The 12,269-nt window shown below is 59.3% G+C and carries 8 protein-coding genes; 2 read left to right on the top strand and 6 right to left on the bottom strand.

Annotation, left to right across the window (positions count from 1 at the left end; genetic code table 11):
* Nucleotides 1–59 precede the first annotated feature (59 nt).
* The 6 genes from C5750_RS16900 to C5750_RS16875 all read right to left on the bottom strand — a co-directional run bounded on the left by C5750_RS16900 (nt 60) and on the right by C5750_RS16875 (nt 8,763).
* A complete protein-coding gene (locus C5750_RS16900; RefSeq protein WP_105735103.1) occupies nt 60–1,235 on the bottom strand; it encodes a polysaccharide pyruvyl transferase family protein in 1,176 nt (391 codons plus the stop codon).
* 46 nt (nt 1,236–1,281) lie between these two features.
* Complete coding sequence (locus C5750_RS16895) at nt 1,282–2,457, bottom strand: polysaccharide pyruvyl transferase family protein (RefSeq protein WP_105735376.1); 1,176 nt, start codon at nt 2,455–2,457, stop codon at nt 1,282–1,284.
* 28 nt (nt 2,458–2,485) lie between these two features.
* Nucleotides 2,486–5,173: a glycosyltransferase gene (locus C5750_RS16890; protein WP_105735102.1), complete on the bottom strand. Its 2,688-nt coding sequence runs from the start codon at nt 5,171–5,173 to the stop codon at nt 2,486–2,488.
* Nucleotides 5,163–6,668 carry a DUF6212 domain-containing protein gene (locus C5750_RS16885; RefSeq protein WP_245421147.1) on the bottom strand — a complete coding sequence of 502 codons (1,506 nt, stop codon included), beginning with the start codon at nt 6,666–6,668 and terminating at the stop codon, nt 5,163–5,165. The genes C5750_RS16890 and C5750_RS16885 overlap by 11 nt, the downstream gene beginning before the upstream one ends.
* Before the next feature lie 263 nt (nt 6,669–6,931).
* Nucleotides 6,932–8,152: a glycosyltransferase family 4 protein gene (locus C5750_RS16880; protein WP_105735101.1), complete on the bottom strand. Its 1,221-nt coding sequence runs from the start codon at nt 8,150–8,152 to the stop codon at nt 6,932–6,934.
* A gap of 41 nt (nt 8,153–8,193) precedes the next feature.
* Nucleotides 8,194–8,763 (bottom strand): MarR family transcriptional regulator, encoded by a 570-nt coding sequence (locus tag C5750_RS16875; protein ID WP_105735372.1) that lies wholly within the window; start codon nt 8,761–8,763, stop codon nt 8,194–8,196.
* A gap of 200 nt (nt 8,764–8,963) precedes the next feature.
* Here C5750_RS16875 and C5750_RS16870 point away from each other — a divergent pair, with 200 nt between their 5' ends.
* Together C5750_RS16870 and C5750_RS16865 are read left to right on the top strand one after the other, a co-directional pair.
* Nucleotides 8,964–10,733: a type I secretion system permease/ATPase gene (locus C5750_RS16870; protein ID WP_105735100.1), complete on the top strand. Its 1,770-nt coding sequence runs from the start codon at nt 8,964–8,966 to the stop codon at nt 10,731–10,733.
* Complete coding sequence (locus C5750_RS16865; protein WP_105735099.1) at nt 10,730–12,148, top strand: HlyD family type I secretion periplasmic adaptor subunit; 1,419 nt, start codon at nt 10,730–10,732, stop codon at nt 12,146–12,148. The genes C5750_RS16870 and C5750_RS16865 overlap by 4 nt, the downstream gene beginning before the upstream one ends.
* Nucleotides 12,149–12,269 lie beyond the last annotated feature (121 nt).

The following is a 12,269-nucleotide window of genomic DNA, read 5'->3' as shown; positions in this document are numbered from 1 at the left end:
CACTTTCCAACCCATGGTTTCATGCCTCCTCATAAGGTGGACGCCGGGACAAGCACCAGTCACCGGATTCCAATATCTTTCAACGCGGCGTTGAAATTGGCCTCGCAGTCGGAATAGCGGTGAATGGCGGCGGGAACGTCGATCTTCGACAGGAAATCCTGCAAGAAAGCCTTCTTTTGCGGTTCGCGGTTCCACACCGATGCCTCGATATGGGGGAAACCGACAAAGTCGAGCATTTCGCGCATCCGGTCGTCGACGGCGATCATCAGCGCCGGAATGCCCGACTGCATGCCGATGATGGAGCCATGGAACCGGCGGCCAAAGCAGAAATCCTGGCCGGAGACCCAGCTGCGCCACTTATGCGTGTCAAAGAATACGAGATAGTCACGCTTGCGCTGCCATTTCTCCGCATGCTTGTACTCGGTGGCCGCGGTGATGCGGCTGGCCGCCGGATCATAGGCTTCGCTGCCTTCGTCGCCCACCATGTTCATGTTGTAGACGATGACCTCGTCCTGGATGACGTAGCTTGCCGTGCTGTCCTTGTGCAGGAGCGCATGGGCATCGACGATGGTGTCGGGAACGCTGCCGAGATAACCGCCAAAGGCGATCTTCTGCGAGTCAGCCAGACCCGGATCGGCGAGGCGGCTGAGCGAGCGCTTCATCTGGGCCGGATCGTAATAGAGCGAGGGACAGCCGGTCGGGCGCACATATTTCATGCCCTCGGCTTTCAGGAATTCTGCCGTGAAGTGCCCGCGGGTGAGGAAGAAGGTTTCCTTTTTCTTCAAGACGTTGAGAAAGCGCTGCGTGCCTTCCGGCAGTTCGGCTTTCAAATTTTCCTTCTTCTGGATGCCAATGCCCATGATGACGATCGGCATGTTGAGGCGTTCGAACACATGGGATTCCGTCGCCGCTGCATAGCCGGGCCGGAGCAGGTTGGCCGATGCGAACAGGCACAGATCAAAGCTCTCGTTCAGCCGTGCATAGGTTTCGGGCGAATGGATGCTGTTGGCCAGGTGCCAGAATGGAATATAGGTGACGTCGTGGCCGCGCACGCTGTTGGCGGCGCCTTCACCGATGAGATAATTGCCAGTATTGGCAATCCGCTTGACCTGGTCGATGACATCCTTCTTCGTGCGGATGTTCTCGAAATAGGGACGGTGCTTGACCGTTGCCCCGGAAACGCTTTCGACGGTCCGCATCAGATATGATGGGATGCCTGTGATCATTATTCGCATGTTCGTCCATCTTGGGTTGGAGCTTCCGGCGCACCGGATATGGGAGTTATCCGATGCCGATCTCGGTCAGGACCGAGCGGAAGCTGCGTTCACGGTCAGAGTATTTTTCGATGACCTGCGGAATGTTCATCTGCGCCAGGTGGTCGGAGATGAAAGCCGAGCGGTCATTTGCAGAATTGAGGTCATTGGCCTCGACTTTCGGCAATCCGGAAAAGTTCAGCATTTCGCGCATGCGGTCGTCGACGGCAACGATCAGGCTCGGCACCCCGGACTGGAGCGCAATGATGTTGCCGTGAAACCGCCGGCCGAACGAGAAGTCCATCGAGGACGTCCAGGCCCGCCACTGGTTGGTGTCGAAAAATGTGTGAACCTTGATCTTTTTCTTCAGTTCGCCGGAGCCCTTGAACGTGAGGTCGCCGATCATCTCGCCCGAGGTTGAATCGTAGACGCGGCCATCCTCGTTGGGCTCGACCTGCATGTCGAAATGCAGGGGCTCGTCCTGGATGACATAGGCCGACCGGCCGTCATCCGACGACAGCGCATTCATGTCGCCGATCGTATCCAGCGCGGCGCCCATATAGCCGGTGAACACGGTTCGCCCCTCGCCCACCTTCACATCGGGCAGACGGCGAATGGCCTTGCGCACATTGGCGGGCATGAAATACATCGACGGGCAGCCGACGGGCCGCACGAACGAAAAGCCCTGGTCCTTGAGATAGGAGGCGGTTTCATCGCCGCGGGTGAGGAAATAATGTTCCTTTTCCTTCAGCACCTGCAGCAGGCGCTGGGTGCCTTCCGGCAAGGACTCTTCAAGGTCCGGGCGGTTCTGAATGCCGATACCCAGCATGACCACGGGCATGTCGAGCTTGGACAGGACCTGTGCTTCCGCATCGGCCGACAGGCTTTTGCGCAGGAGGTTGGCGCAGGTGAACACGCAGATATCAAACTGCTTGTTGATGGAATCAAGGCCGGTGCCATTGTTGACGGCATTGTAGAGATGCCAGAACGGAATATGGGTGGCATCCGGCGACAATGCGCGCAAGGCGCCCTCCCCGATCAGATAATTGCCCGTGTTGCTGATGTTCTTGAGTTCGCGCAGGTAAGCATCCTTGCTTTCCGGCTGCGGCTGTTTCTCCGAGTAAAACACACGGGCGTCTTCAGCGCGCTGGATGAGGCGTGTTACGTGGCCTGGGATGCCTGTAAGGAGAATTCTGGGGCTCATGGGGGTCACAAAACCTTTCTGGTGATCGTCACGCGACTGCACGGCCGGGAAGCACGGCGGTGGCATCGAATTCTGGGGTGATTTCCGGCGCACCGGCATTCCGCTCGAGAGGAACAGCCGGTTCGATGGTGTTGCTCCAGTGAATGAAGCTGGCAAAGGAGGACGTCCAGGACCGCCCGGCAGCGGTGGCAAGCGCGCCCTGCGCGGTGCGGGCAAGTGCCGCGCGGTCCTGGGCGAGAATGGTGAGCAGCCGGGCGATATCCGACACGATCTGCGCATCATTGCCATTCTTGATCAGGATGCCGTCCTGGCCATGGACGATCAGCTCATCGACCGCACCGACGGCGGTTGCCACGGGAACGCAACCAAGCTGCTGCGCCTCGGCAATCATCAATGGCGCCCCTTCCCAGCGTGACGGCATCAGCAGCACGTCGGCCCAGGCGAGCTGGGTTGCGATATCCCTGCCGCTGAAAACCGGCGGCGAAACACGGACACCGGCCTCCTTGAGGCGCGCCATCCATGAGGAACTCGGATCGTCGGAGAGAATCTCGCCGCCGATGGCCTGGGCTTCGAAGGCGATGCCGCGCTCGCGCAGTTTGATGATGGCATCGTGCAAGCGGTCAATGCCCTTCTGCCGGTCCAGGCGCCCCATGTAGAGGATGCGCAGCGGTTCATCCGGCTGCTGCGTCTTGCGGGCGCCGGTGACCTGGGCGCGCAGCTTCGCATCGATGGAAAAGCTGGCGGCGTTCGGGACGGCAAAGATTTTCTCAAACGGTACGCCGAAGCTATGCAGGTAGGTTTTCAGCTGCTCGGAACAGGTGAGAAACGCGTCATAGGCATGTTCGAATGCAATGGCGGCATAGGGCTGCCCGGCGCGGCGGCGGAAGACGGTTTCATCCACGACATGGAGGTAGCAGGCGGTGCGCGTGCCTTCCGAGCGAAGCTTCCCCATCAGCGGATGGGCGGCCATGACGTGGTTGTTGACGATCAGATCGAAGCCGGAGAGCTGTCCGCGCAGCCCTTCCCAGTCGAGCGGATGATCTTCGGTGATAAAATCCTGGCCAAGGAAACGGTTGGTGTCTCCCCAGGCCGGTATGCCGTCCTTCCAGAAATGGATGTAGTCGAAGGCCTGGTCGAATTCATCGAGCACATCCATGCGGCTTGAACCGAGCACGAACAGATGGGTTTCAAACCCCTCCTGTTTCAATTCGCGGCCCGCCGCATAGGCAACCTTCTCGGCGCCGCCGAACGAAGCATTGGGAACGAGCACGGCCGCCGTCTTCTTCCCGGCGGTGTTGTGGGCGAGCGGAAGCACCGGCGATCCGCCCAGTTCCTTCCTCAAGACCTGATACATGTCCGACAGGGCAGGCAGGCGGCGCGGGCGCCATGTCCAGCGTGTGGATGCCGTCTGCTTGAGCGGGCTGGTTGCAATGGCCGTGACGAGATTGAGGAGGGCCTGCTCCGGCCGTGCCAGCGAGCGGCGCTGGCGTGCCTTGGGGAACGGAAAGCGGACTTTCAGGCGCGACGATGTCGGCCAGAGCTGCTGGCTGCCGATGGACGAAAACCAGTCGAGTGCATCGTTGTCGATGACGTTCTGGATGAGCTTGGTGGAAACGAAGATCAGGTCGGCCGGTCCTTGATGCGTGCCGGATGGCATGATCTCGGACTCGATGCGCCGCTCCGAATCCACATTGCCAAACTCGACGAAGACGATGTTTGACTTTTCTGCCAGGCGCTCGAGATGGCAGAGGATATTGGGAAACAGCCGTGACCGGTTCAACAGCTTCAAGGTTTCGTTGCTGCATGCGGCAACAAAGGGCGGGAAGTGGAAATTGTCGGGTTCGCCAACGCTGCCCCAATAGGCGCGGATCGCGTCGTCAAAGCCGATCTCACCCGGTGTACGGGTGGGATCGGTGAAGGTGCTGAGCGTCCCCTCGCCTGTCCGGATCAGTGCGTAGCGGGGGCATTCCTCATGTTCGAAGCCGACCAGGGTCGGCCGCCGGAACAGGGCCTTATGCCGTTTGCGCAGGAAGTTGATCGATGATGACCGGTCGCGGTTGGCTTCCTTGAAGCGGCTTTCCGCGCGCAGGCGGTATTCGAAGCCGGTGTCGTGGCATGGCTGCCCGGCAAAACCGGCCTCGATTGCCGACAACCAGAATTCCCAGTCCTCGAAGCCATTCTGGCGGTCTTCGTCGAAGCGCACGCCGCTTTTGAAGACGTCGATCGCAATCATCGATCCCGTGTCGCAGATATTGTCCGTGATGCAGTGGATCAGCCGCGAATAGCTGTCGCCGTAATGGGCGCGCCAGTTCACCGAGAATGTATCGATGTTGGTATAAATCCACCCGGCCTTGCCAGCGGCAAGACGGCGGTAAAGTGTATCTACAGTATAGGGTTGGACACGATTGTCGGCATCCAGAAAATATACTGCCTTTGCTTCGGGTAATTCTTCGAGAATGTATTCGATCGCCCGGTTGCGCGCGCCGCCCGGTCCGGCATTCGCGCCGAAGATGACGTGTATGGCGGGATGGGCGGCCGCATAGAGCGCCAATTGATCGAACACCTCATGGCGCGGATCGCCATCGACCGAGACAATGATGGCAACACGGAATTTCGTTATCGATGCCAGTGCCGATTCCAGCGCTTCGGGAACGAGGGCCGCATGGCCGTAAAGCGGCATGGCGATGGCAATCAGGTCCTGCGATTTATCGGGCATTGGCCATCTCCTGGGCCGGGCGCGCCTCGATATGCTTGACAAGCCTGAAGTTGAACACCTTGAGCCAGGAGAAGTCGACTGAACCGGTGGTCGCCTTGCTGAGGACGACGAGGTCCATGGCGCGGGTGGTTGCCGCGTCGAGCATGAAATTGATGTCCACGGGCTGTGCCGCGGTGATGTCGGTCCAGCCGCTGAACAGCGCTGCCGGCCGCTTTTCCGTGGCGCGGCCCAATGCGCCGACCTCGCCCTTGATATCCGCCGACAGGTTTGTCAGCAGGAAGCCGACCGCGCCGGGCTGGCCCTCGGGATGATCGATGATGGCGCGTGCCGAGATGCGAACCGTCCCGGGTGATACGACACGGCGGATCGCACCGGCCGTTATGCCCTCGCTGAGTGGATGGCAGACAATGGCGTCTTCATGCTCAAGAAAGCGCACGGTGGGGAAATCGGGCTCGACGGTATGGACCGAAACATTGGCGACGCTGCGCAGCATTTCCACCGGCAGGCGGTAATCTTCGACGCGCCGTCCAGCGATCAGCGATGTCGGCACGAAGACGTTGCTCAGAGAGGTCGGGCGTACCCCCGGCAGGCCCGTAAAGACGCGAAACGCCAATGGGCGCATGTCGAGATCGGCATGCGGTATGCGTGCCCTGGCCGCATAGCGTTCATTGGTGATGGCGTTGCCAAGCGAAAGCTCCGGCGGGATGCCGCCTGTTGCCGAGACCCGAAGCCGCAGCGTGCGGTGGCCGCCGTCGCAGGCCTTGGGCAGCGAGAAGAAGTTCCAGCCCGCAACCACGCTGGCATAGGGGATGAGCCATTCCGCCACGCCTTCGCCGTTTTCAACGTAATCGAGCGTGACGATCAGCTGGCCGGACCGCCCCGATGGCAGGCCGCGGAAATGCAGCGCAAAGCCGGACACCGCATAGCTCGATACCGGGAAAAGCTGCTCGATTTCCGATTCCCGCAACAGATTGGCAAAGCCCTCATCCTTCGGATCGATGCAGGGTGTGTGCCCGAAAACCTCGGTCACGGCATCCCAGTTCCTGGCGTGAAAGGCATTTTCGATGGCGCGGTAGTTTTCGAAGAGCGTTTCCCGCTCGCGCCGCAGCATGACAAGCTCGCTGTGCACCTTGGTCACGTGGCTGGTGAGGCGATCCAGCCCGCATTCGAGCACTTGCGCGACAAGCGCGGCCTGCGTGGCAAGCGTCGATGCATCCAGGCGGACAACCGGCACTTCGGGAACGGTCCTGAACCGGTAGATGCGCTTCAAGGCATTCTGCAGTTCCGCCGCCCCCTCATCCGATACGGCCACGCCGATCAGCGGAAAGGCATTGAGCAGCCGGAGCTGATCCGCGTCCGGTTCAACGAAAACAATGAAATCGGCCAGTGGCGAGGATTCGAGCAGCGGCTGGTCATGGCTGGAAGCGACGGCATAGCGGCTTCGGCGAGGCTGTCGATGAACGGCTGCGGGCAGTGATGTGTTCAAAATGGACATCCCGTGTCTTTGGCAGTGCAGTTGGTCGATTGTGCGGATGGGAACCGCGTCTCCCATCATGAGAAAATATCAACCGAGTAATGTCAACAGAATATCTTCTCGATCTATAGTAAAATGTAATACAGATATAGATTATAATTGTTTCAAAAATCGAATTATTTTATTTATACTTTTGATCGTGAGGTAAAACCCCAGCATTTCCCGCGGATTGCGCCGGAGTAGGCCCGCGGTGCGGGGGGAATTGAAGTGCTGGGGTGGTGCGCTTATGCGGCTCTCAAAACCGCGTCGATCAGAGATTTTTGCCGCGCAAGACAATCGGAAAGCCGGAAACGGTGCTCGATTGTGCGGCGTGCTGCCGCACGCAGCGGCATGAAATCATTCGGCCCGGAAAGCACGCGCAGAATGGTGCCGGCGAGCGCGTCCGTATCATAGAAGGGAACAAGCAAGCCATTTTGGCCCGAGCGGATGATTTCCTGAACCGGCTTGGTGTCCGAGCCGATCACCAGCGCGCCGCACGCCATGGCCTCGATGACGGACCAGGACAGCACAAAGGGATAGGTCAGGTAGATGTGCGCGGTCGATATCTGATAGAGCTGGCGCAGGAGATCGTGGGAAATCGCTCCTGGAAACAAGATCCTGTCGGGCGGCAAATCATATTTGGAAAGCAGTGCGTCCTTCCACGAGCCCCCACCGGGCGGCGGCGTGCCATAGCTTACCCCGTCGCCGCCGACAAAGATGAACAGGGCGTCGTCATTTTTCCGGATGACCTTTGCCGCTGCTTCGAGTGCCTGCGGGAAGCCGCGATAGGGCTCGAGGTCACGGGCAACAAAGGTGATGATTGGCGGATCGCCTGCCTTGAGAATGCGCCCGTCAGGCAGTTTCAGCGATGCATTCGCGTCGGGACGGAAAATCCGGGTATCGACGCCTTCGTGGCAGACGGCAATGCGTTTCTGTGCGGCAGCCGGATAGAGGCTCTTCTGCCAGAGGGTCGGGCTGATGCCGCCGTTCATCGCCTCAAGGGAGATCAGCTGCGCAATGTTGCGCAGCCTTAATCTTTTGCGGGTTTCGGCGTCCGGATTGTCATCCGGCGCAAACCCGACATCAGCGCCTTCGGCCCGATAGAAGAATTCGCAATAGCCGAGGGCGGGAACCTGCGGCAGGACATCCTTGACGAACATCATGCTGCCCCAGCCGATATGGCCGATGACAATGTCGGGGCGTTCGCCCTGACGGGTCATGGAATCGAGTGTTTCAGCAACCCGGTGCCCGATCCGTACGTGGTGGTCGGGAATGCCGAGATACCTGGCCATCTGGCTGTCCGCCCGAGGGCCAGGTTCCATTCTGTGTCTGATCACGCGGACCGATGGGAGGCGCCGGTCCACTGTTTCACAGATAAGGCTGACATCATGCCCGCTTGCTGCAAGATGTTCGGCAAGGGCTGCGAATTGCCCCAGGCCGCGCCTGTGAACGAAAGCCACATGCATGTCAGTCCTTTCCAGACATCAGAACACGAATTGACAGGGGCTCAGATGCCGTAACGAGCGGCATTGCCCCAAACCAGTTCGAGCCTGTGCAATGTCTGGAATGCGATTTCCAGATTGCGAAGATCGTCATCATCCCGGGCGAGCACGCGGTTGTACGCGCCGCCAGCATTGCGCAGATTGGCGCAAAGCTGTTCGCCCTTGTCAGTCAAGCGGATCCTTGCGGACCGCTTGTCGCGCTGGGAGGCAACCCTGTCGATGTATCCCCCATCGGCGAGCTGCTTCAGGTAGTAGGAGATATTGGAGCCGATATAATGACCCCGGTCCAAGAGTTCTCCAACTGAAAGTTCGACGTCGCCAATGGCCAGGAGAACCATCGCCTGGGCCGGGCCAACGTCTTCAATCCCCAGCTTCGTCAGCTCGCTCCTCAGCAGGCTCGCGAACCGGCGATTTACTCTCTCAATCATTCTGGCCAGCTCGAAGTGTGTCACCACAACGGTATGAACTGGATGTCTATGTCCCTGTTTTTCCGCTGTAATTTCAGGAAAATCGGCGGCATCATAACCGTCAATAGATGTTTCGACTTCCACTCCTTCGTGTAGAAGTTTCTGTATCATCTTTGTCTCCATCATCAATTTTACTTCAAAATTTGAAGTAAGTTACAAGTATATTCCAAGGTCTCCTTTGCTTTTTTCCCCACCATATGAACTTTTTTCTGTCACATTCTGCACGGTATTACTTTACTAGTCTATTGCGATAGACCAAGTTCAATCGGGCTAACGGGCAGCTGTGTCATTTCCAAGGCAGATTACACATGAGTGATACTCGTCAAAACCATGCAAATGGCAAGAGCAATGTTGGAAAAAATGCGGCGACGCATGCGGTTCCGGCACCTCGGGCCCTCATTCTCCGTGCGCGTCGGGTGTTCTTGTCGGGCCTCCTTTATGCGGTTCTGCTGAGTGCCTGCATCAATCTGCTGCAGCTCACGGTACCCCTGTATATGCTTCAGGTGCATGACAGGGTTTTGAACAGCCGGAGCATGGACACGCTGGTCATGCTGAGCATCCTGGCGGCGGGCGCCCTGATCGTTTTCGGCATTCTCGAATTCATCCGCGCCTTGTCGTTTCAGGCCATGGGCAGCGCGCTTGTGCGCCGGCTCAATCTGCCGATTCTGACAGCCGCGGTTCAGGCGTCGGTGGATCAGGGGCTGCCCAAAGCCACCCAGGCGCTGCGCGATCTGACGGAACTGCGGACATTCCTCACCTCATCGGCCGTCAGTGCGCCGCTGGATGCTGCCTGGTCCCCGATCTTTCTCACCGTGCTTTTCCTTCTCCACCCGGTTTTCGGCATTATCGGCGTTGTCTCGGTCATCGTGCTGGTCGCCTGCGGTGTCATCACGGACATTTTGACGCGCAGCCTGGTGAAGGATGCGAATCAGGCGAACATCGAGGCCGTCTCGAAAATCGGCAGCACGTTGCGCCATGCGGAAGTGATCGAGGCCATGGGCATGCTGCCCGCATTGGCGCGGCGCTGGCGCACGGCGCAGATGAACGCTCTGGACCTGATGGATGCGGGCGGCATGCGCAGCCGGGCCATGGGGACCATCGCCCGCACCTTGCGGTTCATGATCCAGATTGGCGCCCTGGGTGCCGGGACGTACCTGGCCATGCAGCAGGAAATCACCGCCGGTGCGATGATTGCCACGACCATCATCGTCGGCCGTCTTCTCGCACCGTTCGATCACGTGGTGGAGACATGGCGCCAATGGGTCAACGCCATCGGAAACTGGCAGCGGATCCAGGCCCTGCTTGCGCAGAATCTCGCCGTCCGCCAGACCATGCCGACGCCGCGTCCGCATGGCGATCTGATCATCGACAAGCTTGTCTACGCGGCTCCGGGCGTCGAAATGCCGATCATCAAGGGCATTTCATTTTCCCTTTCGCCGGGGGAGGTGCTTGGCATTGTCGGACCGTCTGCGGCGGGCAAATCGACGCTGGCGCGGCTGATGATCGGTATCGTCAAACCAACCTCGGGCGGGGTCTTTCTCGACGGCAACAACGTTTATCTGTGGGAGCGCAGCTCGTTCGGTGAAATCGCCGGCTATCTGCCCCAGTCGGTGGCCCTGCTCGACGGCACCATCAAGGACAATATCGCCCGGATGGGCGAAAGCGACCCGCACCGTGTTCTGGAGGCAGCGCGTCTTGCCGATGTGCATGAGATGGTTGGCCGCCTGCCCCTGGGCTACGACACGCCGGTCGGTGATGGCCGTCTGACACTGTCCGGCGGCCAGCGCCAGCGGATCGGTCTCGCGCGCTGCCTCTACAACCGCCCTCGCCTGATCGTGCTGGATGAGCCGAATGCCAATCTCGACGCCGTCGGCGAAAGGGCCCTGATGCGCGCCATCGAGCAGGCGCGCGATGATGGCGCCATCGTCGTCATGATCGCACATCGCCCGACCATCATGCAGGTGGCCGACAAGCTGCTCGTGCTGGAAAACGGCCGAATCACCCAGTTTGGCCCGCGCACCGACGTGGTGGCTTCCATCACACCCACAGGTCCCAAAATGGGAGCGACAGGATCATGACCGGCAAATCGATTGTTTCCAAACGTTTCACCCAGCTGCTGGCGCCGCGCGCTGAATCGGGTGAAAGGCAGGCCCTGACCAAATTCGGAACGGTGCGCCCGGAATGGGTGATCGATCTTGAGAACGAGGATGCAAAGTCGCCGCTGCGCCGGCTTATCATTGCCGGGATCACGACGATCGCCATCGCGTTCGGCGGCTTTTTCGGCTGGGCCTATTCCGCCGAGCTGGGAAGTGCGGCTGTCGCCCTGGGCACGGTCATCGTCGATTCGAAACGCAAGACGATCAGCCATCTGGAGGGCGGCATCCTCGATCGCCTGCTCGTGCAGGAAGGCGACGAGGTCAAGGTCGGCCAACCCCTGATCCGGCTCGACGATACGAAAGCCCGGGCGGAATTGCAGTCGCTGCAGTCCCGCCGAACGGGGCTGATCGCCAAGCTTGCCCGGCTGCGTGCCGAGCAGGCAGGGGCAGCGGAAATCACGTTCCCAGAGCATTTCGGCGGGCCCGGCGACGCGGCTGGCGAGAATGCGGTCAAGGCGGAGCGCATATTCTTCCAGAAGCGCTCGGCGCAGAAAATGAGCCGCACGGACGTGCAGAAGAAGACCATCGAGCAATATACCGAACAGGCCAAATCATCCGCGGCGCAGGTCGCCGCGACGGACCGGCAGATCGAGCTGATCACCGAACAGCGCAATGCCATCGCCGGGCTGGTTGCCAAGGGGTTTGCCCAAAAATCCAAGCTGACCGAAATCGATACCAAGCTGAGCGAGCTGGCGGGCAATCGCGGTCAATATGCCGGAGACAAGGCAAAGGCCGAGCAGGCCAAGGCCGGCGCGGAGTTTGCCTTGATCGGTATCGAAAGCGACCTGCAATCCGAAATTGCCGGCGAGATTACCACCAACCAGACCGATCTTGCGGATACGGAAGAGCGGATTGTCGCAGCCAAGGATGTCATGCGCCGCGTGGAAATCAAATCGCCGCAGGCGGGCGTCGTCGCCAATATCCGCCTGAGGACGCCAGGCGGCGTCGTGGCCGCCGGCGAGGCGCTGATGGACATCGTGCCTGAAAACGAACCCCTGGTGGTGGAAATGAAAATCAGCCCGCGCGATGTGGACAGCGTTTCCATGGGATCACAGGCGCAAATCCGCCTGACGGCATACAATCAGCGTTCGCTGACGCCGCTGGATGGAAAGATCAGCTATATCGCGGCTGACCAGGTGCTGGATGAAAAGACCGACACCGCCTATTTCGTTGCCCGCGCGGAAATCATGCCGAAGTCGCTGGCGGCCAATCCGTCGGTCAAACTTTATCCCGGAATGCCCGCCGAGGTCATCATCGTCCACAAGGCGCGCAAGGCGATCGACTATATTATTTCGCCAATATCGGACAGCTTAAATCGAGCATTCAGAGAGGATTAATTGGAATAAATTCCCTTAAACAAAGGGTTTTGACCAATATTTCAAATTTTGAAATAAATTACAATCAAAGAACAACTATTGATGAATTATTGTATAGGTAAATATAAATTAGAGTCTTTTT

Source organism: Phyllobacterium myrsinacearum (assembly GCF_002980555.1).
Lineage (GTDB): Bacteria > Pseudomonadota > Alphaproteobacteria > Rhizobiales > Rhizobiaceae > Phyllobacterium > Phyllobacterium myrsinacearum.
The sequence above is the reverse complement of the archived record's forward strand: the minus strand, read 5'-3'. Positions and strand labels throughout refer to the sequence as shown.

Excerpts from the sequence above, each read along its gene's own strand:
- C5750_RS16880 (WP_105735101.1), bottom strand. The coding sequence starts at position 8,152 with ATGCATGTGGCTTTCGTTCACAGGCGCGGCCTGGGGCAATTCGCAGCC.
- C5750_RS16865 (WP_105735099.1), top strand. The coding sequence starts at position 10,730 with ATGACCGGCAAATCGATTGTTTCCAAACGTTTCACCCAGCTGCTGGCG.
- C5750_RS16885 (WP_245421147.1), bottom strand. The coding sequence starts at position 6,668 with ATGTCCATTTTGAACACATCACTGCCCGCAGCCGTTCATCGACAGCCT.
- C5750_RS16890 (WP_105735102.1), bottom strand. The coding sequence starts at position 5,173 with ATGCCCGATAAATCGCAGGACCTGATTGCCATCGCCATGCCGCTTTAC.
- C5750_RS16870 (WP_105735100.1), top strand. The coding sequence starts at position 8,964 with ATGAGTGATACTCGTCAAAACCATGCAAATGGCAAGAGCAATGTTGGA.
- C5750_RS16895 (WP_105735376.1), bottom strand. The coding sequence starts at position 2,457 with ATGAGCCCCAGAATTCTCCTTACAGGCATCCCAGGCCACGTAACACGC.
- C5750_RS16900 (WP_105735103.1), bottom strand. The coding sequence starts at position 1,235 with ATGCGAATAATGATCACAGGCATCCCATCATATCTGATGCGGACCGTC.